This is a genomic window from Streptococcus sp. 20925_1_22 (assembly GCF_041431685.1).
GTDB lineage: Bacteria > Bacillota > Bacilli > Lactobacillales > Streptococcaceae > Streptococcus.
In genome coordinates this window covers 350,775-373,381 of sequence record NZ_JAPVYE010000002.1, presented here as the reverse complement: position 1 = coordinate 373,381, position 22,607 = coordinate 350,775, and the positions used below count along the sequence as shown (strand labels likewise).

At 41.8% G+C, this 22,607-nt stretch carries 23 protein-coding genes and 2 tRNA genes; 1 reads left to right on the top strand and 24 read right to left on the bottom strand.

All coding sequences use genetic code 11. The annotated features are described in order from the left end of the window. Positions 1 to 25: 25 nt before the first annotated feature. The 12 genes from ilvN to O3621_RS04285 form a co-directional block, all read right to left on the bottom strand. Complete coding sequence (gene ilvN / locus O3621_RS04340; RefSeq protein ID WP_002898887.1) at positions 26 to 502, bottom strand: acetolactate synthase small subunit; 477 nt, start codon at positions 500 to 502, stop codon at positions 26 to 28. After that, on the bottom strand, positions 495 to 2,195 hold the full coding sequence (locus tag O3621_RS04335; RefSeq protein WP_048774106.1) for an acetolactate synthase large subunit: 1,701 nt from the start codon (positions 2,193 to 2,195) through the stop codon (positions 495 to 497). Before O3621_RS04335 ends, ilvN begins: the two co-directional genes overlap by 8 nt. 260 nt (positions 2,196 to 2,455) lie before the next feature. Further along, entirely contained in the window at positions 2,456 to 3,055 is a 600-nt protein-coding gene (locus O3621_RS04330; protein WP_048774104.1) for a response regulator transcription factor, read from the bottom strand. Then, entirely contained in the window at positions 3,052 to 4,152 is a 1,101-nt protein-coding gene (locus O3621_RS04325) for a sensor histidine kinase (RefSeq protein ID WP_111675343.1), read from the bottom strand. The genes O3621_RS04330 and O3621_RS04325 overlap by 4 nt, the downstream gene beginning before the upstream one ends. Before the next feature lie 4 nt (positions 4,153 to 4,156). After that, entirely contained in the window at positions 4,157 to 4,891 is a 735-nt protein-coding gene (locus tag O3621_RS04320; RefSeq protein ID WP_004184210.1) for an ABC transporter permease, read from the bottom strand. Positions 4,892 to 4,901: 10 nt separating this feature from the next. Then, positions 4,902 to 5,777, bottom strand: a complete 876-nt coding sequence (locus O3621_RS04315; protein WP_314448495.1) for an ABC transporter ATP-binding protein — start codon at positions 5,775 to 5,777, stop codon at positions 4,902 to 4,904. Between the two features lie 417 nt (positions 5,778 to 6,194). Further along, positions 6,195 to 6,794 carry an SP0191 family lipoprotein gene (locus O3621_RS04310; RefSeq protein ID WP_061592746.1) on the bottom strand — a complete coding sequence of 200 codons (600 nt, stop codon included), beginning with the start codon at positions 6,792 to 6,794 and terminating at the stop codon, positions 6,195 to 6,197. A 109-nt stretch (positions 6,795 to 6,903) separates the two neighbouring features. Continuing rightward, complete coding sequence (locus O3621_RS04305; protein ID WP_061592747.1) at positions 6,904 to 8,568, bottom strand: DAK2 domain-containing protein; 1,665 nt, start codon at positions 8,566 to 8,568, stop codon at positions 6,904 to 6,906. 2 nt (positions 8,569 to 8,570) lie between these two features. Beyond that, positions 8,571 to 8,936, bottom strand: coding sequence for an Asp23/Gls24 family envelope stress response protein (locus tag O3621_RS04300; protein WP_002893676.1), 366 nt, complete (start codon positions 8,934 to 8,936; stop codon positions 8,571 to 8,573). Between the two features lie 143 nt (positions 8,937 to 9,079). After that, positions 9,080 to 9,268: a 50S ribosomal protein L28 gene (gene rpmB / locus O3621_RS04295; protein ID WP_001140948.1), complete on the bottom strand. Its 189-nt coding sequence runs from the start codon at positions 9,266 to 9,268 to the stop codon at positions 9,080 to 9,082. Between the two features lie 126 nt (positions 9,269 to 9,394). Next, on the bottom strand, positions 9,395 to 10,057 hold the full coding sequence (locus O3621_RS04290; protein WP_002905297.1) for a hypothetical protein: 663 nt from the start codon (positions 10,055 to 10,057) through the stop codon (positions 9,395 to 9,397). A 5-nt stretch (positions 10,058 to 10,062) separates the two neighbouring features. Next, the gene (locus O3621_RS04285; protein ID WP_023917202.1) at positions 10,063 to 10,509 is read right to left on the bottom strand and encodes a LytTR family DNA-binding domain-containing protein; all 447 of its coding nucleotides are present in this window, start codon (positions 10,507 to 10,509) and stop codon (positions 10,063 to 10,065) included. 272 nt (positions 10,510 to 10,781) lie between these two features. Here O3621_RS04285 and O3621_RS04280 point away from each other — a divergent pair, with 272 nt between their 5' ends. Further along, positions 10,782 to 11,045 (top strand): SemiSWEET family transporter, encoded by a 264-nt coding sequence (locus O3621_RS04280; RefSeq protein ID WP_002902394.1) that lies wholly within the window; start codon positions 10,782 to 10,784, stop codon positions 11,043 to 11,045. Positions 11,046 to 11,097: 52 nt separating this feature from the next. On the opposite strand, the gene O3621_RS04275 is transcribed toward O3621_RS04280, so the two are convergent. The 12 genes from O3621_RS04275 to O3621_RS04220 form a co-directional block, all read right to left on the bottom strand. Beyond that, a tRNA-Thr gene (locus O3621_RS04275) sits at positions 11,098 to 11,170 on the bottom strand. A gap of 51 nt (positions 11,171 to 11,221) precedes the next feature. After that, positions 11,222 to 11,680, bottom strand: coding sequence for a GNAT family N-acetyltransferase (locus tag O3621_RS04270; protein WP_002902392.1), 459 nt, complete (start codon positions 11,678 to 11,680; stop codon positions 11,222 to 11,224). 50 nt (positions 11,681 to 11,730) lie between these two features. Continuing rightward, positions 11,731 to 12,516 carry an ABC transporter permease gene (locus O3621_RS04265; RefSeq protein ID WP_002905302.1) on the bottom strand — a complete coding sequence of 262 codons (786 nt, stop codon included), beginning with the start codon at positions 12,514 to 12,516 and terminating at the stop codon, positions 11,731 to 11,733. Position 12,517: 1 nt separating this feature from the next. Then, entirely contained in the window at positions 12,518 to 13,336 is an 819-nt protein-coding gene (locus tag O3621_RS04260; protein WP_314448507.1) for an ABC-2 family transporter protein, read from the bottom strand. Position 13,337: 1 nt separating this feature from the next. Next, entirely contained in the window at positions 13,338 to 14,330 is a 993-nt protein-coding gene (locus O3621_RS04255) for an ATP-binding cassette domain-containing protein (protein ID WP_371513752.1), read from the bottom strand. Positions 14,331 to 14,549: 219 nt separating this feature from the next. Further along, a complete protein-coding gene (locus O3621_RS04250) occupies positions 14,550 to 15,467 on the bottom strand; it encodes a metal ABC transporter solute-binding protein, Zn/Mn family (RefSeq protein ID WP_101771962.1) in 918 nt (305 codons plus the stop codon). 70 nt (positions 15,468 to 15,537) lie between these two features. Then, positions 15,538 to 17,970, bottom strand: coding sequence for a pneumococcal-type histidine triad protein (locus tag O3621_RS04245; RefSeq protein ID WP_314448515.1), 2,433 nt, complete (start codon positions 17,968 to 17,970; stop codon positions 15,538 to 15,540). 320 nt (positions 17,971 to 18,290) lie between these two features. Further along, positions 18,291 to 19,172, bottom strand: coding sequence for a class II fructose-bisphosphate aldolase (locus O3621_RS04240; protein WP_002908036.1), 882 nt, complete (start codon positions 19,170 to 19,172; stop codon positions 18,291 to 18,293). Between the two features lie 177 nt (positions 19,173 to 19,349). Next, positions 19,350 to 19,435, bottom strand: a tRNA-Leu gene (locus tag O3621_RS04235). 144 nt (positions 19,436 to 19,579) lie between these two features. Next, positions 19,580 to 19,990, bottom strand: a complete 411-nt coding sequence (locus O3621_RS04230; protein WP_314448519.1) for an effector binding domain-containing protein — start codon at positions 19,988 to 19,990, stop codon at positions 19,580 to 19,582. A 70-nt stretch (positions 19,991 to 20,060) separates the two neighbouring features. Then, a complete protein-coding gene (locus tag O3621_RS04225; RefSeq protein ID WP_314448520.1) occupies positions 20,061 to 21,674 on the bottom strand; it encodes a CTP synthase in 1,614 nt (537 codons plus the stop codon). Positions 21,675 to 21,871: 197 nt separating this feature from the next. Beyond that, on the bottom strand, positions 21,872 to 22,558 hold the full coding sequence (locus O3621_RS04220) for a phenylalanine--tRNA ligase beta subunit-related protein (protein ID WP_314448522.1): 687 nt from the start codon (positions 22,556 to 22,558) through the stop codon (positions 21,872 to 21,874). Positions 22,559 to 22,607 lie beyond the last annotated feature (49 nt).

Genomic DNA, 22,607 nt, shown 5'->3' with positions numbered 1-22,607 from the left:
GGTTTTAACAAATTCAAGGTTTGGTTTAATCTCGGGTAAAGCCTGTCGCTCCAGTCCGAGCAATATTTTTGATACCATATGGGCGGATGACCCGAAGCAAGGCTTCGCTCTTCTCCGCATCACCGGTCATCTGAACGGTAATGGAGCTAGGTGCTACATCCACAACTGTCGCCCGGAATGGCTGGATAATAGACAGAATCTCTGCTCGCTTATCAGCTGGAGCTGAGACCTTAACCAGAATCACTTCACGCTCTAAGTGAGGACGGTCCGTGATATCTCGAACTCGAATCACATCAATCTGACGATTGAGCTGCTTGATAATCTGCTCGACTTCTGCCAATGAAGCCACATCAATGATAATGGTGATACGGGATACTTCCGGATTTTCCGTCGTTCCGACTGAGATACTCTCAATATTAACCTGACGTCTGGAAAGGACACCCGTGAAGCGGTTCAGAACCCCCGAACGGTTTTGGAGTTTAGCTGTCAACATTCTACGCATGGAACTTCACCCCCAACATCTCATGATTGCTCTTGCCGGCCGGCACCATTGGAAGAACGTGCTCCTTGCGAGAAATATCTACCTCGATAAACATCGGTACATCTTCCTTCAGCACTTCCAAATCCTGGACAATAGTCTCCGGATTGTCAAATTTATAGGATTTAACACCATAGGCCTGAGCCATGAGCTGGAAATCTGGCAATGTTTCAAAGACAGACTCAGAGGTACGACCATCATAGAAAGCTTCCTGCCACTGGCGCACCATGCCTAACGAATGATTGTTAAGCATGATGACCTTAATCGGAATCTTATAGATATTGAGAATAGCCATCTCTTGGTTTGTCATCTGATAGCCACCATCTCCAACAAAGAGCACCACTTCCTTATCCGGGTTGGCAATCTTAGCCCCAATCGCTGCTGGAACACCGAAGCCCATGGTTCCTAGACCACCAGACGTTACCAGTTGACGCTCGTTTTTATACGGATAATATTGGGCGGCCCACATCTGGTGCTGACCAACGTCTGTTACAACGATGGCATCACCCTTGGTCAGCTCACCAACGCGCTCAATGACAGCTTGAGGCTGTACAACACGTTCTTTCTTATCATATGAGCGAACCCGTTCCTTATCTTGCGTTACTTTTTCAATCCACTTGCTGGTATTATTATGCACCTGCTCTTCATTCAACAGCATCTGCAGGGCTTTCTTAGCATCCCCTACGATAGGAATATCTACGCTGATAATTTTTCCAATTTCCGCTGGGTCAATATCAATATGTGCTACTTTAGCGTTCTTGGCAAAGGTTTTCGGATTACCGGTCAGACGGTCATCAAAGCGGCAGCCGATACTAATCATAAAGTCAGCCTCAGTCATAGCAATATTGGCCGCAAAAGAACCGTGCATTCCACCCATACCTAAGAACAAAGGATGGTCTGTCGCAATAGTTCCCTGACCTAACAAGCTAGTGACCACTGGAATCTGATAACGCTCCGCAAACGCAACCAATTCCGCTGCTGCCTCGGCATAGCTAATACCACCTCCCGAAAGAAGGACCGGCTTTTTAGCCTTAGAGATTTGTTTGATAATCTTCTTAATCTGCAATTCATTAGGCTCAATAGTCGGCTGGTAACTCGGCAGATGCAACTTGCTGTCGTAGATAAAGTCTGTTTCCAGAGCCGAGACATCCTTAGGCAAATCAATAACGACTGGCCCAGGACGACCTGTCGTCGCAATGTGAATAGCTTCTGTAATAATACGCGGAATTTCTGCCGTCTCCCGCACCTGATAATTGTACTTGGTAATAGGAGTCGTAATCCCAACAATATCCGCTTCCTGAAAAGCATCTTTACCGATCCCAGCCTTGGCTACCTGACCAGTAAAGACTAAAAGGGGGACGCTATCACTCATGGCATCGGCAATACCGGTAATGGCATTGGTCGCTCCCGGACCGCTAGTCACAACTGCAACTCCGATTTCCCCAGTAGACTTCGCATAGCCTTCTGCTTCGTGAACACAGCCTTGCTCATGGCGGCCTAGAATATGACGGATGCCTTCAAAACTATAAATAGCATCATAAAGCGGCAGTACAGCGCCGCCGGGATAGCCAAAAATCGTATCAACACCAAGATTTTTCAAGGTTTCTAACACAAGCTCTGAGCCTGTCTTAGAAGTTTCTAATTTGATTTTCTCCATTCTTCCCCTTTCATTTATTTACAATTTTCTAAAAATTCAAAAAGCTTTCTACTATGATAACATTTTTGAAAAAAATTGCAAGCCATGCAGAATGTTTTTCTACATTTTTTCTCTAAATCCGAATGTTTTTTCTAATAAAAGATAAAAAGTCAGAACTATATTTATAGTCCCGACACTCCGTTGGAATATACCTCACACAAATATTTTCTTTAGCTAAAAACTATCTTATCCCACCTTTTCTCCAAAGCTGAATCTCCCAGCTATAACCAGCCTTTCTCTTGCCCGATTCGGACTGCTTCTGTTCGATTTTCAGCATCTAGCTTGGTCAAAATAGCAGACATATAGTTACGAACCGTTCCATTTGACAGGTAGAGTTTTTCAGCAATTTCTTTATTGGACAGGCCAGTCGCCGCAGCTTGCAGGACTAGCCTCTCCTGCTGAGAGAGAGGGTTCCTACTGGTCATTAGCACCTCCATCAATTCCGGCGAATATTCCTTTTGCCCATCTAGAACGGTATGGATGGTTTTCATCAAATCCGCAATGCTGCGCTCTTTGAGCACATAAGCATCTACATCCGCCTTAACAGCTCGCTCAAAGTAGCCCGGTCGCTTGAAGGTTGTGACGATGATGACCTTGATGTTGGGTCGATTGGCCTTAACCCATTCGAGAACATCTAGGCCGGTCTGGTGGGGCATTTCCACGTCCAAAATAGCTACATCAAGAGTTTCTGACTTGAGACAGTCAATGGCCTTCTGCCCATCCGCGGCCTGATAGACTTCTTCGACATCTGGCTGCAGCTGCAAGAGCTGAGCTAGAGCATCTCTCAGCATACTTTGATCTTCTGCTAACAAAAGTTTCATGCTTCCTTCCCTCCGTATGGCAATTCAATTCGAATCCATGTTGGATCTTGGCTGCTAAGAATCTCAAGCTTTCCTGATAAGGCAGACAGCCGCTCTCGAATACTATGCAACTCCCGTCCGGTCAGCTTCTGAAAACCACAACCATCATCCTGAATGTCTAAAACAAGTTTTTCGTTTTTCTTTACCAAAGAAAAATTGCTCTTTTTAGCCTTGGCATGCTTAATAATATTGGTAGCAGCCTCCAGCAAAATCATACTGATTGTTGACTGCTGACTCGGTGGGATACTGGCAATATTGAGCTGGTTATCTATTTTTACCTGAACGCCGCTCATCTCCAGCATGGCTCGAATGGTCACTAGTTCCTCGTCCAGCGTCCGATTCTTTAGATCGTTAATAATCCGCCGAACATCAGCCATGGACTTCTTGCTGATCTCTTGCACTTCCTGCAGTTCTTTTGCTGCCTTTTCATAGGCTTCCATCTGCAAAAACTGCTGAGCTAGCTCCGCCTTAACACTGAGCATAGCAAAGGTATGTCCTAGACTATCATGTAAGTCACGGCCAATCCGATTGCGCTCATTTTCTGCTAGAAAGAGATTCAGCTGGGCATTTTGTTTGGTCTTTTCTTCCTTGATTCGCTCGGTCGTCTGAATCCGATGGAGACCAAAGGTCAAACCATCCGAAAAGAGAAAAGTGACAATAAAGAAGAGTAGTTCTGCTGGACCAACATGACCCATCAAATAATTAGTCAGCACAATAGCAGGCTGCAAATCAATAAAGGTCCAAAAACGCCAGGATTTAAACGAGACATCATCCAGCTCATAAATCAGCAGATTAGATAGATAAAAAATATACCAGGTAAAACCTGTATTTAGCCAGACAGAACCATAGTATATGTAAACAACCAAGAACCACCAAGAAAAAAATTGAATAAGGCGATGGTTACTTAGCAAAACCGCATAGTAAGCCGCAACAAAAATAGCTGTCCCAAGCAAGAGTAAAAGCGGGTATTCCCCGCTGATTACTCCCGCCACTGGAAAGATGATAAAGACCAGCGCAATATGAAACATATAGTGGACTTGTTTAAGCTTTTCCCACATGCTTTTATTTTACCTCAATTCGCTTTTTGAGCTGCAGCACAAGAATGCTGACCAAAACCGTATAAATCAGAACAATCAAAGCTGCCTTGCCATTGAACTGATGGTGTTCTAGATAAGAGGACACGACTTGCATCAGTTGATAACTTGGCGTCAACTTACCGATTGGCTGGAGCCATTTTGGGAACATGGTCAGAGGGAACCATAGACCGCCCAGAACAGCCAGTGCCATATAGACGATATTGCCCACAACAGACATGAGCTGAGCACTTGGCAAAAGACTGACCAATACCCCCATGGCAATAAAGACCACACTTCCTACTAGAAGGATCACGGCAATAAGAAGCCAGTCTACCATTGGCAGATTAACCCCGCGAACAAAATGCCCAATCGAGAAGACTACGATTATGGAAAGCATAAAAGTCAACAGCGTACTGCAAAGCTTTGATATATAATATTTTACCATAGAAATCGGCGAGTGCTGAATCATTTTTTGCCAGTTATTATTTTTATCAGACTGCAAAGTGCTTGGAATGCTAAAGAAGGCACTAGACATGATACTAAAAAGAGTCATAGAGAAAAGGTAGCCTCGAAGCACATGTTCAGGCGTATCACTTCCAGACATCATTCCTGAGAAAATCAGGTAAAAGACGCTGGGCAGACCAATAGACAAGAGATAATAAGCAGCCTGCCGCTTCATTAAAATCAACTCAATCTTCATAAGACTTGCCATATTTTTCATGATTACTCTCCTATTCTTGTGTCGTTTCAAAAATACTATCCAAGAGGGTACGGTTACGTACTTCAATCTCTTCGATTGTACAGCCGTGTTCCTGCAGGACTTGCCAGACTTGACCAGCATCTCTAGTAGCAAAAGATAAAGCCTTTTGCTTGATTTCTATATCAGTCACATTATCCAGCTTTTCCAGCACAGACTGATAAGTCAGCGGCAAGGTAAAGTGTTTTTCCTGCTCCTCACTGCGCATGGCATAAGGCGTCGTGTCCCGAATCAACTCGCCCTTGTGCAGCACCAAAATCCGATCTGCCGTATGCTCGACTTCTTCGATATAGTGAGAGGAATAAACGATGGTCACTCCCTGCTGCTTGAGCTGATTAACAATTTCCCAGAAATGCTGACGAGTGGAAGTGTCCATAGCTGAAGTCGGTTCGTCCAAGAACAGAATCTTAGGACGGCCAATCAGACTCAGAACAAAAGAGAAGAGACGTTTTTGTCCACCAGACAGCTTACTGGCCAACTGATTCTTTTGCTTATCTGTAAATTGCAGCAAGTCATCAATTTCTTGATTGGACAGACTATTTGGATAAATAGCTTGGAAGAACGCCAAGAGTTCCTTGACCTTCAAATCCTCCACCACTGTATTTTCCTGTGGTAAAATCGCTACCGACTGCTTGAGATGATTATCAGTTGGCTTTAGTCCCTGAATCCTTGCTTCACCTGCTGTCAGAAACTTATCGCCCAGCAAACAATCCATGAGAGTCGTTTTACCTGCTCCGTTGGGACCAATCAAGGCCACACAATCACCTTGGGAGATTTCAAACGAAATATCCTTTAAAATCTCCTTACCATGAATGCTTTTTGAAAGCTTCTTTACTTCAATCAGTTCCATTTTACTCCTCCTTTGATTTGATAAACCGTATGTGCATCTTTCCTTTATTTTTCCAAAGGCGAAAGAAGAACGAAAGCCAAATGCTTTTTTAATTCTTACAGCAACCTTTTATCATGTTGTTAACTATATTATAAGGCAAAGAAATTTTTCCTACTAGTTGATTTTGTCACCAGCTGACATGACAAATGTCACTATTCTGCTTTTAGAGCACAAAGCTAGCAAATATTGGAATAATCTGTTTATCTCCCTTCTGCATGAAGACACAAAAAAGCCGGTTCCCCTCGTTGAGAGGAGCCGACTAGTTGTATGTCTGTTGCAATTTAGATAGAAACTGGAATTAAAGCAGCCTAATCTAAAAATTTTTCAATAAACTAGCTACTCAATTTGTAAGATGAAATGACCAACGCTTTTTAAACTTTAGCTCTGCACCTCTTCTTTGAGACCATTGAGCTTCAGACTCAGAATGAACATTTCAGGTGTAATATCCTTAATATCCTTCAGTCCAAAACCTTGGAAGAAACTGTTCTTTTCCACCTCTTCGACATTGACCTTTTGCAAATCAATTTCAATCAAGGTCTGCAATTTCTTCTCTGCTGTAACTGAATAATCAATATTGACACCCTCCAGACTCTTAGCTGCTACATAGTTTGAATCAGACTGCATTCCTTCACGAATGATAGTCGTCATCTCCTCTGGAGTCAAAGTAGCTGATGCCGCACTAGCTTCTTCTGGCAAGGAAGTGAGCAATTCCATACGAAGATTCAATATTTTCTTGCCATGATAGGTAATTGTATCACGATGATGGATTCCTTCAATGTCTCCAACCAAGGTTTTAGAGACAATCTCTTTACTTTCGGAAGAAGAACTGGATGACTTGCTAGAGCTAGAGCTAGATTTAGTCCGCCTAGAAGAAGCTGATTCAGAAGAATGTCTAGGACGATGCTTGCTGAAGCTAGGAAGCACGCAGCCCGTCAAGAGTACCGAAGCAGAAATAACAAGAATGAAAAATTTTTTCATAGTTCACCTTTTTTACTTTTTATTTGTTACAGTATAACATAATACCAGTTTCTTGTCTAAGTGTTTTCTATAAAATGACAAAAGGCAACCTTTCGATTGCCTTTTTATGCTATTCAACACTAAAAATATATGGATAAACCGGCTGACTGCCCTGATGAATTTCTACTTCTACATCCTCGAATTGTTCCATCAAATCTTGAGCAAGACTGCTAGCCAATTCTTCGCTGCCGTCTTCACCGATATAGATAGAGACAATCTCACTGTCTTCATCCAGCATCTTGCTGAACGTTTCTTTCAAAGTTGCCAGCATATCTGGATTAGAAACAACAATCTTACCATCCACCATACCAAGGTTGTCATTTTCATGAATTTCCAAGCCATCAATCGTCGTATCGCGAACCGCAGTCGTCACACTGCCGCTGACTACTTCTGACAAGGCCGCAGTCATACGCTCTTGGTTTTCCTCAATAGTCTTGCCGCCATCAAAAGCTAGGAGACTGGTCAAGCCTTGAGGGATTGTGCGAGTCTCAATAACAGCTGCTGGCTGTTCAATCACTTCTGCTGCTGATTGGGCTGCCATGAAGATGTTTTTATTGTTTGGCAAGATAATAATATTACGAGCATTGACTTGCTCCACAGCTTTGATGAAGTCTTCCGTTGATGGGTTCATAGTTTGCCCGCCAGAGATGATGTAGTCAACTCCCTGAGCCTTAAAGATTTCAGCCAGACCATCACCAGCCACTACAGCAATAATCGCAAACTCTTTTTCTTGAGCCGGCTTAGCTGAGCGCTCTTCCTTTTCAACCTGCGCTTCGTGCTGGTTGCGCATATTGTCAACCTTGACCTTGACCAAACTACCGTACTTGAGACCTTCCTGCATGACTAGTCCTGGATCTTCAGTATGGACATGGACTTTGACGATTTCATCATCGTTGACTACCAACAGGGAATCTCCCAAATCGTTAAGGTAGTTGCGGAACTCATCATAATCAAAGTCTTTTACATAGGTTGGTCCTGTCTTGAGAACCACCATGATTTCTGTACAATAGCCGAAAGTGATGTCTTCTGTCGCCACATGGCCAGCTACAGACTTATGATGCTCAGCATTGATCATCTCAGACATGGTCGCAGGTGTCGCCACAAAGTCCTCAGAAGCGATATATTCGCCTGTAAGAGCAGACAAGAAACCTTCGTAGATAAAGACCAATCCTTGACCGCCAGAATCCACAACACCGACTTCTTTCAGAACCGGCAGCATATCCGGTGTCTTGGCCAGAGCAGCCTTAGCTCCTTCAAGAGCTGCTTTCATAACTTCTACAGCATCATTAGTGACTTCAGCTTTCTTCTTGGCACCAATCGCTGCACCGCGGGAAACAGTCAAAATTGTTCCCTCAACCGGCTTCATAACTGCCTTGTAAGCCACTTCTACACCAGACTGAAAGGCCAGTGCTAGATCTTCACCAGTCAGCTCTTCATGCTCCTTCACACTTTGAGAAAAACCGCGGAAAAGCTGGGAAGTGATAACTCCTGAGTTACCACGCGCGCCCATTAAAAGGCCTTTCGCAAAGATACCTGCCGCTTCGCCAACTGTTGAAGCAGACTTGTCCGCCACTTCCTTAGCACCATTTTCAATGGTCATACCCATGTTGGTCCCTGTATCTCCGTCTGGAACTGGGAAGACATTCAAAGAGTTCACATATTCAGCCTGTTTATTTAAGCGAGTAGATGCTGCTTGCACCATTTCTTGGAATAAACTAGTAGTAATATTTGCCACGATTATTCTCCTACGACTTTAATATTTTGGATATAAACATTCACTGCATGGGCAGTAATTCCGAGCTTGTTTTCCAAACTGAATTTAACACGCTCTTGGATGTTTTTGGAAACTTCACTGATTTTGACTCCATAGCTTAACACAGTGTAGACATCAACTGCGATATCACCTTCATCAGTCGCTTTCACAACCACGCCCTTAGCATAGTTTTCTTTTCCTAAAAGGGCTTGAAAATTATCCTTGATTGCGTTTTTGCTGGCCATGCCAACTACACCAAAAATTTCAGTCGCTGCACCTCCGACGATTGTCGCAATCACATCATCAGTCAGCTCAATTTGACCATCTTTTGTATTAATTTTCACAGTCATAATTTGTACCTCAAAAGTATTTTATAGTTTATTCTACCATATTTTATACAGGGTGTAAAAGAGGAAGGGTCTAAATCAACTGTCTAGGCGGAAATTTCCAAGCAAAAAAAGGACGGAAATTTTCCATCCTTTTTAAATAAAGATTAAACGCGTTCAACTTTACCTGATTTAAGGGCACGAGCTGAAGCCCAAACTTTTTTAGGTTTACCGTCAATCAAAACAGTAACTTTTTGAAGATTTGGTTTAACAGCGCGTTTTGTTTGGTTCATCGCGTGAGAGCGGTTGTTTCCTGATACAGTCTTACGACCAGTAAAGTAACATACTTTAGCCATTATCGTGTTTCCTCCTATTAGATCTAATATTACGGATGTGCTAGCACCACATACCTTCCTATATTACCAAAAAACTTGACGTTTGACAAGTACATTTGTCCAAACTTTCGAAATTAATCCGTTTTCCTAAACATAGCTAATCTTCAAAGAACCGAAAGCTACGTTGCCTTTGACATAGAGAGTTTTTCTCTTTTCATTGACATTGCGGGGATTGTAGACAGAGCCAAAGGCATTATCTACATCCAGCTCTACACGCCAGTCGCTGGGCACATAAAGCATCACACTGCCAAAAGACAGATCCACTTCAAAAGTTGCTGAGTCCCCTTCGATAGTCGCATTATCAAAATAAACCGATGCACTGCCAAAAGCACAGTCTAACTTTTCATAGGTGAAGTTATCTGAGTTGATATAGCGCGTGCCGCTGCCAAAAGCAATATCATCTTTTGAGGAAGAAGAGGCAGTTGAGAAGATACGCCCCTTAAAAATGCGCCGGGGCTTGAAAATCATATTGAGACCGATGCAAGCCAGAATACCACCCAAAACCAAGGTTCCTGTTGAAATAGCTAAAAAGTGGTAAACGGCATTGGCAATAATCAGCGCAATAACTGCCATGATCAGCCCAGTGCCAAAGTCTCTTTCTAAGAAATTTTCCAAGGCGAAATAGGCAAACATTGCAACTACTAGCATGGGCCAAATATTAAAATTGAAGGCAGGAATCCCAAAATTCCCCTGCAGCAGAACCCAAGCTGCCAAGACTAAAAAGCCGATTCCAAAAATTGTTTTTTTCATGAAAATTACCTCGTTTCGTTTAACTTTTCTTTTAAAATTTGATAGTAGTGTCGGGAAACGTGCACTTGTTTATGTGTGTCATAAAATTGGATAGTACTGGTTCCCGAAAATGATTTATCCAAAGCGTAAATAGCCTTGGCATTGGCAATAGTAGACTTTGAAATGCGACAGAAATATGCCGGAAGTCTCTCTTCTAATTCGTATAGCTTCAATTTGACTTCATAAGCATCATCCCTGCTATGAGCATAAATTTTGGTAGCATCCGTTTCAAAAAATAAAATATTCTTCAAATCGACAAAATATTCACTTGTATCCTTATAGAAAGCTATCGGTTGACGGTTGGCTTGTTCAAGAGCTGCTTGAATCCGAGCCACCTCTTCACCATATTGAGCCGTTCGGATAACGACTTCAGTTTCTGCCATATCTGTATCAAGCTCAATCCTAATCTTCATAGCCACTCCTTTCCTTGCTTCTGACTTCATTATAACAATTTTCAAAAAAGAAACAAGGCATTTTCAGTAAGTGGTTATTTTTGATAACTAAGTGGTAGCTTACCCTTCTCAAAAAATGTTAAGCAAATTTGATTTCTCATCCTAGACTCTCCAATAGATTCGTTTAGTATAAAAGCACGACTTACACATATTGAATATCTGTCTTATTTTATGATCAAACAAATTTGAAAACTTTTTTCCTTCTGATATAATAGTACCTCAGGAGGTACTATATGTCTAAACAAAAAATTAATCGCTTTGTCGGATCTATTGGAGCTTTTATTGGGATTCTTGTCTTTATTGCATATATTCCACAAATTATCGCTAACTTGCAAGGAGAAAAAGCTCAACCATTCCAACCACTATTCGCAGCAGTTTCTTGTTTAATTTGGGTAATCTATGGTTGGACCAAAGAACCTAAAAAAGACTGGATCCTTATCATTCCCAATGCGGCAGGAGTGATATTAGGCGGTCTAACTTTTCTTACTTCTTTATAAGAATTAGATAAACAAAACCAGCAACCCATGAAAAAGTTGCTGGTTTTCTTTCTGCCGATTGCAGGGATCGAACCTGTGACCTACGCGTTACGAGTGCGTTGCTCTACCAACTGAGCTAAATCGGCGTCTTTTCCCCTTTATTTTAGCATCTTGAGTTTTTTTGTCAAGTTAGAATTTCACAATTTCTTAACCCAAATCAAACAAGGGTTGCTTTTATCCCAAAGTTCAGGAAAAATTTCTAACTTTTTAAAGCCCTGAGCCTGATAAAAAGCGTTAGTTCTGTCATAGGTAGGATAATAACCTGGTGCTACCGTTTTTACTTGCAGATAGGATGCTTTTTGACGAGCAGATTTTTCTAAAACTTCTAGAAGTTGACTACCAATTCCCGCTCTATGATAGAATTTCTTAACAGCTAAGCAGTCAATCTCTGCACAATCTTCACTAGAATAAGATAAGCTTACAAAGCCAGCCAATTTACTCTCCTGATAAGCAACCCAAACTTGTAAATCCCTAGCTCCTTCAATGTAAGCTTGTGTACTTTCAGGTATTCCAAACCATTCTGGTAGATCCTTTAAAACTTCACTGACTGCTATCATCTTTTGTTTTTCTTCCTTCACTTCTTCAATCGCTACCATCTTTAAATCCTTTCATGTTTTAAGCTTTAGGACTAAACATATTTTCCATCTTACGAACCCGCACTTTCGTAGGCATCCAATCCCCTATCCCAGAGTTTGAGCGAAATGAAAAAGAAAACAAGGGAAATCAGAATCAAACCACCAATGTTAAAGAGCCCATTTTTGTCCTGCAAGAAATAGCTAGCAGGATAGTAGGCTGTAAAAGCAAAAGGAACGATAAAACTAATCAACCAACGAAGGAGCGAATTGTAAATGGAAATCGGGTACTTGGCAAAATCATTAAACATATAGAAAATGTAAATCATAGCACCTGACTGCTTGGTCCAAAAAGCGATACTGGCTGTCGCGATTTTCAAAGAAGTATAAATCAGGGTCGCAAAAGGAATGCAGACTAGGAAAAGCAAGAACTTGGGAATAGTCCAAGTAATGCTAGAGAACGTTGTCGCTAGTAAAATTCCACCGACCAAGAGCTCACCCAAGGCATCAATCTGAAAAGTCTCGACTAGGATGTGAAAGAGAGGATTGATAGGACGAGTCAGATACTTGTCAAACTCTCCCTTTCTCACCAATCGTTGCCCCAGTGCCCAGAGATTGTCAAAAAAGAGATGGTCCAGTCCCTTGGGAATCAAGGAAAAACCATAGATAAAGGCAATCTCTTGAAAGGTCCAGCCTTCTAGCGAGGGGATGTGTTGAAAGATGACATTGAGAAACAAGAGGTTCAAGCCTTGGGTCAGGAAGACACCTAAAACACCAACCACAAAATCAACCTTGTATTCCATGATTTGCTTGATGTACTGTCTGATAAAAATCAGATGCATGCGCTGATATTTTTTCATACTAACCTCCTTGAATGGTGATAAATGACTGGACTCTTTTCCAAATCAACTGAGACAAGCCCACCATCACTAAGAGCCAGAAAAACTGTAGCAAAAGCGCTTGATGAATCTGACTGGCATCGTATTTCCCAACGATAATCATAACCGGAGTGTAAATCAAGGATGAAAAAGGCAAAAAGGAAAGAATATTTGAAACAATTTTAGGAAAGAAAGCCAAGGGAATCAAACTCCCCGACATAAAGGCCACTATAGAAGTCTTGAGTAGATTAGAACCCCATAGATTTTTAAATACAAAGGCTGAAAATCCAAAGCAGATATTAAAGAAAAAGTTAATCAGGTAGGCCAGCGTTAAGCTAAAGAGATAAAGGACAGTTAATCCCAGCACTTCTACAATCCCTTGCCCAGATAAAATTTTCATCAACACAATAACACTTAAAAATGGCAGGCCAACGCTGATAAAAATTAACCACTTGGAACCAAGCTCGGTGAAGAGATAAGAAGCCGCAAAATGCACCGGTCTCAGCAAGCGCATTATAATGGAGCCATCCTTGACCTCCTCTCCAATCATAAAAGAACTATCAGACCTAGTCAAAAGATTAGTCACAAAACTCATGATGATATATAGGGTGATATCCGCCATACTGAAGCCCTGAATCAAAGACTCTTGCGAGGAATCAAAGACTGCCTTCCAGAGATAGAAAGCGACAAAGGCCCCCATGACATCGCCAATCCGATAGAGAATAAAGTTGACTCGATAGGTAATCAACTCCTGAATCCCTGCATTGATAAAGGGTTTATAACGTCTCCACAATTTGACCATCTTAGAGCTCCTTTCGGTAGAAGCGACGGATAATATCCTCAATATCCGTATCCACCATCTTCAAATCGCGAATCTCAAAATCAGACAAGGTTTGCTTGATAATATCAGCCGACTGGTAGTGGGAACTATCGAATTCAATATTAAGGCTGTTTCCTTGTCTATCAATGGTCATATCCGAAAAGCCTTCATAGTGAGAAAGGAGATGACTTTGACCTGGTACCAGTTCAAAGGAAAGAGTCTTCATCTTTCCAAAGGTCTCCTTGAGCTGGCTCACCGTTCCATCAAAAATCTCCTGCCCCTTGTCAATCATAAAAATCCGATCACAAAGTTGCTCAATATCACTCAAGTCGTGAGTGGTCAAGAGAATGGTTGTTTCTTCCTCCTGATTGATCTGGGTGATGGCGCGACGAATGTTGTCCTTTACCGAAACATCCAGACCAATGGTCGGCTCATCTAAAAAGAGAACCTTGGGATTGTGCAGTAAGGAAGCAGCAATATCCGCCCGCATCCGTTGACCAAGTGAAAGAGTCCGCACGGGATCCTTGATAAATTCCTTCAAATCCAAGACTTCATTCAAAAAGTCCATGCGCTTATGGAAAAGCGAGTCAGGCACATCATAAATCTCCTTCAAGACAGTATAGGTCTCTTGCAGAGCCAAATCCCACCATAACTGGGTTCGTTGTCCGAAGACCACTCCAATATCCTTGACATAGTCTTGGCGATTATCCTGCGGAATCTTGCCGTTAATCCGACACAAACCAGATGTCGGCTTCAAAATCCCTGTCAGCATTTTGATGGTTGTCGACTTCCCAGCACCATTGGCCCCGATAAAGCCTAAAATCTGCCCTTTTGGAACCTCAAAGGTCAAATCCTTGACCGCTTCAAAGGTCTGCTTTTCGGGATGAATAAAGGAACGTAAAGCCCCCTTCAACCCCGGTTCCTTGACTGTCTTCACAAAATTCTTTTGAAGATGTTCTACTTCTATCATTGCCATAATTTCTCAATATCCTATCATTCAATTCATGTTACAGACCATTTTCCCACCTAACTCAGGAAAAACAGAATCTTATCTCCTCACTATACTACCACTTTTACTTCCAAACTAACATAGGTAATTTAAAAATAATTATTATATTTTGTAACACACCAAAAAACCCACCCTTACGGGCAGGTTTCTGTTTTGTAGTCTTCAGCTAGATTATGCTTTACCTTCTCATTTCAATTCTTTAGCCAAGATACTCATGTTTTCTTCTAGATTCTCTAGGTAGTTTTTATCATTTTGAGGATCTGCTTCCAAAGGATTGAGAGTTTTTAGTCTGACTCCCGTTGACTTGACGAGCGTTTCTGCCACTTTCGACGATGCATTGCTTTCGGTAAAAATCGTCTTAACTTTATAGGTTTTCACAAATTCTTGAATTTCAGTAAGCTGCCTTGCATTTGGCTCTTGTTCAGGAGAAATCCCTGCAATACCTAGCTGCTGCAAACCAAACCGCTTTGCTAAATACGAGAACGCAGTATGTTGAGTGACGAAAGTCTTTTGCTTAGCCTTTTCAAAGATTGGTTGGTATTTTTTGGTCAATTCTTGAGCTTTAGCAATGAATTTCTTAGCATTTTTTTGATATATTTCCTTATGTTCTTTATCGAGTTCAGACAGCTTATCCGCAATAATCTGCGCTTCTTCACCAGCTTTTTCAGGATCTAGCCAGGTATGAGGATCGTAGAGAGTTTTTTCATCGATTCCTTCGCCAGCTTCCACGTCTTCCAAACCCGGTACACGCTCCAAGGTCATTCCTTCGGATGCTTCCAGCACTTTCACCTTAGATTTTTGCAAATTTGGATCTAGGCTCCCCGCCCATGACTCTAAGGTATGTGAATGATAGACAAAAACATCCGCATCATAGATAGCCGCTATATCATTAGCCGATGGTTCAAATGAATGGATCCCTGTACTAGATTGAATCATGCGAACATCATTCAAATCACCAGATACTTCTTTAACCATGGCATAAACCGGATAAAAACTGGTCACAATCTTCAAACCTTTGGCTTGCTGTTCTTCTTTCTGAGTACACGCTCCCAGCATCAGAGCTAGTATACTCAGCATTAGTAATACTGCAGTTCTTTTTTTCATATTAACTCCCAAATTGTTGGTTCATCTTTTATTTATCAATAAAACATTCATATCTAAAAACAGATAAAAATCAAGGTGTTGTTTCTGTATTAGTAGCAGGTGTTGAAACAGCTGATTTCAACAAGGTTAACAGTTTTTCTGCTTCTGCCATAATGCCATTATTATCCATAGTCCCTAAATTAAGATTATTTCGCAATCCTGTTAAGGTCTCAGTTGCATTGGATTTCAAACTTGGATCCGTCGTCTTTTCAAGTAAGTCTTCCGCCTCTTGCAACTTAGCTTCTACTTTAGCAGTTTCAACTTGAGGTATTTCTGGCTCAGTTGGTGTTTCCTCTTCAACTTCTTCTTGAGGTTTCTCTGGGCTAACAGTATCCTCCTTGTCATCTTTTTTACCTAAAACATGATCACTTGCATTCCCCCATCCATCGCTAGACTGTGGTCGCTCATCTGGATGTTCAACATAATACTTGATAGTTGCAAATAAATCCTCTAATGTATAGCCATTAGGAGCTCGGTAAGTCTTATCATCGAACCAAGCAAATTTGATGTTGTGGTAGTGATCCTTATGAGGGATAATCAGATTACCATTTTTTACTGCTACAGTATGCTCAACATTGTAAGGCAGACGAACGAGCGGTATCCGTTTCTCTCCTTGAACACGTTCGTAGATAGCAGCCGCACTTTCTCCACTTGGATTGGCTTTGGAATCATCTGTTGGTGCAGGTGGAAGCAGACCTTTTTCTTTAGTATAGGTCTGAGCAGCTGCTTTTTCTTTAGCTGAAAGACTATCTTTTCCTATCCAGTGACTGTGTCCCATATGAGGGGTTACATAAGCATCTCCTTCGTCGCTGATAATATCGCGCGCATCAAAGATATATCCATCAGATGTCGTATATTTGTCAGCCAGCTGGGCTACCCGAACTTCGATTTCAGTATACTCAATCTGTGAATTTGCTTTGCCTAGACGTTCTGGATGATTGATAGGCGTAAGAAATGCTAATAAGTCATCAATTAATTGCACCTTATCACTTGTTTCATCATTCAAACGCTTCACTAAATCATCCAAGACTTGAAAATCTGACAAACGTCCCTTATTTTCTAGTAATTGCTGATGAGCCTGAGTCAGAAGACCATATACTTTATCGTAAAATTCTTGATTTTTCGGTTCAACTGATTCTTTCTTAGCTTGCAGGACATGAGACATGCTTTTCTGCTTCGCCAATTTATTTTCAATCGCTGTAATAATCTCTTTAGGCAAGTCTTTAGCTAAAAGATAGCGGGACACTCCTTTATCCTCTAGCACATAACCGTCAGCTATTTTCCTAACGACCTGCTGGATTAAATCCTTATCCAATGAATCCGCATGTTCCAAATTTAACTTTGGAGGAAGAATCGGTTTTAAAGCTGGTTGAGATGGAGTTAGTATCGGAGTTGGTATAGGTCTATAAGGTGTCAATCCTAACATAGGTTTATTAGGCTGACTTATAAGAGGAATTGTCCGAGCAAGCTTTTCTTCCAATGCCGACATTTGTGTATAAGGAATAAAGTGATAATGATTACCATGCGGCACTGCTACTCCATTTTGTGTTCGACTAGTAATTTGTGCTGGATCAAAGATCAAGCCATCTGATTCAACATGACGCTGACTAAGTGGAAGATTATAAAGTTGCTGAAGGAGACCCTTAACATCTTCTCCTTGACTCGGTTGATAGTTGTTTGAAATTTGAGTAAAAGTAGGTTGTGTCTGTATCCAGCCACCGTTTCCATTATTATACGAACGGCTGACTACAGTACTAGCTACTTTTCCTCTACCTGATAGGTAAGCTTGAGCTGCAGCTAGCTCACTAGGCGACAAATCACTCTTTGGGATATAGTGAAAATGATCACCATGAGGTACAATATACGCATCTCCCGTATCCTCAATAATGTCTGAAGCATTAAAAACATAGCCATCATCTGTTGTATAACGGCCTTGAGCTCTAGCTGCTGCTACTTCATTGCTTATTTTCGTAACATTATGACCATGTTCCTGCTTTTGACGATTAATCTCTTCCTTACTGCGAATATTATCCGCGCGAGCTATATCTTTCAGATAAACATAATATTGGCCATTAACCTTGATAACATATCCACCCTTGACTTCATTGACAATATCCTCAGTCCTAAGTTGATAGTTGGGATCTTTCATCAAAAGATCTTCGCTGAAAATAGCATCATATGGAACTTTCCCATTATAATAATGATAGTGATCACCATGAGAAGTGACATAACCCTGATCAGTAATTTTGATAACAATCTGCTCCGCGTTAATCCCCTCTTTTTTGCTTACTTCGTCAGGCGTTAACTCCTCAGACTTTTGAACAGCTTGCTTACCATCAATATAGCTAACTCGATTGGATTTTTTAATCGAACTGTTTGCCTGATAATAACCTAGCTGATGAGCAAAAAGACCCACAGTAGCAATGACAACAATTCCTGTTAAGTATTTCTTCTTTTTTTCCATTGAATATCACTTTCTTTTTTGATTATACAGAATTCGCTAAAACTTATCACAATTTACAATTAACTCATAATATACCCCCAAAGAAATCATCTAAATATTTTTTTCTATAAAATATAGCAGAAACTCAATTTTTAACAACTTATTTAACTCGTTAACTAGTTAATTAACTGGTTAATATTTTACTCCTCATCATCTATTCTGTCAAGATTTTTTTATTAGATTGTAAGAAAAATATTATTTGTTCTTTATTTGTCCAATTGTCATAATACAAAAAAAGCTTATCCTTTCGGATAAACTTTTTTAAAAATATATCAAACTTTTTAAGCTTTACCTTCTGAACCGAATACATCGATACGTTCTTCAACTGATGCTTGGATAGCTTTTACACCATTAGCCAAGAATTTACGAGGGTCGAAGAGTTTCTTCTTGTCGTATTCTGCTTCGTTTGCTTCGTAGTCGCGAGCAAATGCACGAGTTGCGTTAGCGAATGCGATTTGGCATTCAGTGTTAACGTTAACTTTCGCAACACCAAGTTTGATAGCTGCTTGGATTTGGTCATCAGGAATACCTGAACCACCGTGCAATACGATTGGGAAGCCTGGAAGAGCTTCTGTCAATTTCTTCAAGTGGTCAAGATCAAGACCTTCCCAGTTTGCTGGGTATGGACCGTGGATGTTACCGATACCAGCTGCCAAGAAGTCGATTCCAGTTTCAACCATTGCTTTAGCATCTTCGATTGGAGCCAATTCACCTTTACCGATGATACCGTCTTCTTCACCACCGATAGTACCAACTTCAGCTTCTACTGAGATACCTTTAGCGTGTGCTTTTTCAACGACTTCCTTAGCCAATTTAAGGTTTTCTTCTACTGGAAGGTGTGAACCATCAAACATGATAGAAGTGTAACCAACTTCGATACACTCAAGTGCATCTTCGTAGTGACCATGGTCCAAGTGAATCGCAACTGGTACAGTGATGCCCATTGATTCTACAAGGTTAGCGATCAAGTTGCGAGCAACTTTATAACCACCCATGTATTTAGCAGCACCCATTGAAGTTTGGATAAGCACTGGTGCTTTCTTAGCTTCTGCCGCACGCAGGATAGCTTGAGTCCACTCAAGGTTGTTTGTGTTGAATCCACCAACTGCGTAACCATTGTCACGAGCTGCTTGGACAAATTTTTCTGCTGAAACGATTGCCATTCTTATCAGGCCTCCTCTTATTTTTTGTGGTTAAACCACTTACATTGTTTATTTTATCACTTTTTAACTAAAATTGCTAGTTTTTCCTGAAATTTTAAAGAATTGCAGGGAGACACTCAGCCTTTTTAAGCATCTCTATTGCAAAATGAAAAAGCTGGCCGAAGCCAGCTTACTTGATGCGGAGAGAGGGACTTGAACCCTCACGACCTAAAGCGGTCACAGGATCCTTAGTCCTGCGCGTCTGCCAATTCCGCCATCCCCGCGATTGAGTACCTTACTAGTATAACAGGACAGCTAAGGCTTGTCAAGAAAATTTTTGACTTTATTTCAAAAAATCAACTTTCTACTCAATCAACAAATCTAGAAAATCTAAACGAAAATGAAGCTAAGACAGGAACACAGAAAACTCAGTGCTGCTGAGTCGCAACAAAGACAGCCACCGTTTGGTCGGGATCGTATTTTTCAAAGTCAATAGTGTAGTCCCGATGAAGCTCACCTGTTTCTTCTGCCTGCCAAATCCTCTGCCAAGCATGAAGAATCGCTTGAGGATCTTCCTTATCCGCTTCAAATACTTGATAGGTCTGCTCGGATGTGTCAAAATCATAGACTTCCCCATCTGTCAAACGGCAGATAGAGAGACTGTAGTCTCCTTTGTAATCACTAGCATAGTCATGATAGACGGCATAAACCGGCTCCCCCTCAGCAAAAGCCTCAGCCACTGCTGGCTCCTGCTCTTTCCAGAGCTTTTGGATTTTTTCTATACAATGCTCATCTTGAAAATTATTAGTACGAATACTAGCTAAAATGTTTAGAAACATCTTCTTCCCTCCTTTTATTTTTCATTATAACATTTCTCTAGAAAAATCGCTTATCCTAGAAAAAGCAAGTCTATCTCTCCTGGCTCTTTTCTACCGCTGCTGTGACAAATGCCGTATAAAGACCTTCAGGTCGGTTCGGTCGGCTAGAAAGCTCTGGGTGATACTGACAGGCTACGAAGAATTTGTTTTCTGGGATTTCCACTATTTCGACCAAGCGATTGTCTGGTGAAACTCCAGAAAATATAAATCCAGCCGCCTCAAACTGCTCGCGGAAAGCATTGTTGAACTCATAGCGATGACGGTGACGGCGCTGCACGACTTCTTGATGGTCGTAAGCCGCTGCTGCCTTAGAGCCAGGCTTAAGCTTAGAAGGATAGAGCCCTAACCTCAGCGTTCCACCCAAGTCTTCAACATCAATCTGATCACGCATGAGGTCAATGATCGGAAATGGTGTGTCTGGATTGAGCTCCGCTGAGTTGGCATCTGCTAGCCCTAGGACATGACGGGCGAATTCGACACAGGTTAGCTGCATACCCAAACAAATGCCCAGCATAGGCACATCCTGCTCACGCGCATAGCGGATTGCCTGAATCTTACCCTCAGTTCCTCTCTGCCCAAAGCCGCCCGGAACGATAACCCCATCCGCATTTCCAAAAAACTCTGCTGCATTTTCGGCCGTTACCTGATTCGCGTCAATCCAGTTAATCTTAACCTCCGCATTATTGGCATAGCCGGCATGCTTGAGCGCTTCAACAACTGAAATATAGGCATCTGGCAACTCGACATACTTGCCGACCAGAGCAATCTGAACCTGCTTTTTCAGACTCATCACTTTCTCAACCATAGCTGACCACTCTGTCATATCCGCATCCGGCACATCCAGCTTCAGATGGTCACAGACGATTTGGTCCATCTTTTGCGCCTGCAAATTAAGAGGAATTTGATAGAGATGCTCTACATCCGGTGACTCAATGACCGCCTCCGGCGCCACATCACAGAATTGAGCCAGCTTATTTTTGATATTTTGCCCAGCTGACTCTTCTGTGCGGATGACCAGCATATTAGGCTGAATCCCCAGACCTCGCAGTTCTTTGACAGAATGCTGAGTCGGCTTGGTCTTCATTTCACCGGCTGCCTTGAGATAGGGCAGGAGAGTCGTATGGATATACATGACATTGTCTGCACCGACGTCAGCCTTCATCTGGCGCAAAGCTTCTAAGAAAGGAAAAGACTCGATATCCCCCACTGTACCTCCGACCTCGGTGATAATCACATCCGAGTCCGTCGTCCGTGCAGCCCGCTTGATCTTGTCCTTGAGAGCATCCGTAATATGCGGAATGACTTGGACCGTCGCCCCCAGATACTCGCCTTTACGCTCCTTGCGCAGGACTTCGCTATAGATTTTACCAGTGGTGACATTGGAGTATTTATTGAGATTGATGTCAATAAAACGCTCATAATGCCCCAGATCCAGATCCGTCTCGGCTCCATCATCTGTGACAAACACTTCCCCATGCTGGTAAGGGCTCATGGTCCCGGGATCAATGTTGATATAGGGGTCAAATTTCTGAATCGTAACCTTGAGACCTCGATTCTTCAAAAGCCGTCCCAAGCTAGCTGCCACAATCCCTTTTCCGATAGAAGAAACTACACCGCCAGTGACAAAAATATATTTAGTTGACATACGTGCTCCTTTTCATAAAACAATTCATTCCAGCAACCACGTCGTTGCTGTAAACTTATCTAGAGGAGGATTTTCCAAAATCTGTCTGAAAAAGAAAAATAGCTCCCTGAAAACAGGAAGCTCTGACCTCTAAAAGAGGTGCCCGAACAGTATGATATCGCAAATCTAAAAAATTGTCAAATGATTTCAGTCAGTTTTCATCCATTTTCACCAATACTAATGACATGTGTTTCAAATTCTACATCGGGCATGCACTCTGCTAAATCGTGTCGGATTCGTTCCAAGGCTTCCAGACGCATTTCGACAGAGGTATTGGCATTCCCCTGAATGATGAAAATGGCATCCTTGGTCTCCTCATCAAACTTATAATACTCGCTGTCACGGACATCCAGCCAAGCCAAAATGCCTTTGGCATCCCGATAGACATAGTCCGTCTCAGCAACATGCTTCTCCTTGGACAAAATAGGCAGAAAAACATCTTCCTTTTGGCTTACAGTGAATGCTATCTGACCTTCAATCTTATCAAAATCATGCCCACCAATAGCCAGTAGGGAATGCAGGGCTTCGACATTATAAATATCAATAATGCTATTAATATGAGGGAGCGAGCCTCGGTGCTGGATATTGCGAATCAGAGCAGGAACCGTCGGAGGATTTTTCTTGACACTGCGACCTACGCGCTGCAGTATCTCTATATAACCTTGAACCACCGGCGACTCAAGCACCTCATCCAAGTCGCAGGCTAAAGCCCAGTCTTCCATTTCCTTTTTCTTTTTTAGAAATGAGGAAGACAGTTCTGCATGAGGATTGACATTCTTGGCAATCCCGATAACGACACTTTTTATGCCTAGTTCACCCAGACTCTTATCAATGACAAATTTCATAGCAGCATACCTCCATCTTTTCTTTATTAAATTTTATTAGTATTCTACA

Coding starts and splice junctions, on each gene's coding strand:
- ilvN (WP_002898887.1), bottom strand. CDS start 502: ATGCGTAGAATGTTGACAGCTAAACTCCAAAACCGTTCGGGGGTTCTG.
- O3621_RS04335 (WP_048774106.1), bottom strand. CDS start 2,195: ATGGAGAAAATCAAATTAGAAACTTCTAAGACAGGCTCAGAGCTTGTG.
- O3621_RS04330 (WP_048774104.1), bottom strand. CDS start 3,055: ATGAAACTTTTGTTAGCAGAAGATCAAAGTATGCTGAGAGATGCTCTA.
- O3621_RS04325 (WP_111675343.1), bottom strand. CDS start 4,152: ATGTGGGAAAAGCTTAAACAAGTCCACTATATGTTTCATATTGCGCTG.
- O3621_RS04320 (WP_004184210.1), bottom strand. CDS start 4,891: ATGAAAAATATGGCAAGTCTTATGAAGATTGAGTTGATTTTAATGAAG.
- O3621_RS04315 (WP_314448495.1), bottom strand. CDS start 5,777: ATGGAACTGATTGAAGTAAAGAAGCTTTCAAAAAGCATTCATGGTAAG.
- O3621_RS04310 (WP_061592746.1), bottom strand. CDS start 6,794: ATGAAAAAATTTTTCATTCTTGTTATTTCTGCTTCGGTACTCTTGACG.
- O3621_RS04300 (WP_002893676.1), bottom strand. CDS start 8,936: ATGACTGTGAAAATTAATACAAAAGATGGTCAAATTGAGCTGACTGAT.
- rpmB (WP_001140948.1), bottom strand. CDS start 9,268: ATGGCTAAAGTATGTTACTTTACTGGTCGTAAGACTGTATCAGGAAAC.
- O3621_RS04290 (WP_002905297.1), bottom strand. CDS start 10,057: ATGAAAAAAACAATTTTTGGAATCGGCTTTTTAGTCTTGGCAGCTTGG.
- O3621_RS04285 (WP_023917202.1), bottom strand. CDS start 10,509: ATGAAGATTAGGATTGAGCTTGATACAGATATGGCAGAAACTGAAGTC.
- O3621_RS04280 (WP_002902394.1), top strand. CDS start 10,782: ATGTCTAAACAAAAAATTAATCGCTTTGTCGGATCTATTGGAGCTTTT.
- O3621_RS04270 (WP_002902392.1), bottom strand. CDS start 11,680: ATGGTAGCGATTGAAGAAGTGAAGGAAGAAAAACAAAAGATGATAGCA.
- O3621_RS04265 (WP_002905302.1), bottom strand. CDS start 12,516: ATGAAAAAATATCAGCGCATGCATCTGATTTTTATCAGACAGTACATC.
- O3621_RS04260 (WP_314448507.1), bottom strand. CDS start 13,336: ATGGTCAAATTGTGGAGACGTTATAAACCCTTTATCAATGCAGGGATT.
- O3621_RS04255 (WP_371513752.1), bottom strand. CDS start 14,330: ATGGCAATGATAGAAGTAGAACATCTTCAAAAGAATTTTGTGAAGACA.
- O3621_RS04250 (WP_101771962.1), bottom strand. CDS start 15,467: ATGAAAAAAAGAACTGCAGTATTACTAATGCTGAGTATACTAGCTCTG.
- O3621_RS04245 (WP_314448515.1), bottom strand. CDS start 17,970: ATGGAAAAAAAGAAGAAATACTTAACAGGAATTGTTGTCATTGCTACT.
- O3621_RS04240 (WP_002908036.1), bottom strand. CDS start 19,172: ATGGCAATCGTTTCAGCAGAAAAATTTGTCCAAGCAGCTCGTGACAAT.
- O3621_RS04230 (WP_314448519.1), bottom strand. CDS start 19,990: ATGTTTCTAAACATTTTAGCTAGTATTCGTACTAATAATTTTCAAGAT.
- O3621_RS04225 (WP_314448520.1), bottom strand. CDS start 21,674: ATGTCAACTAAATATATTTTTGTCACTGGCGGTGTAGTTTCTTCTATC.
- O3621_RS04220 (WP_314448522.1), bottom strand. CDS start 22,558: ATGAAATTTGTCATTGATAAGAGTCTGGGTGAACTAGGCATAAAAAGT.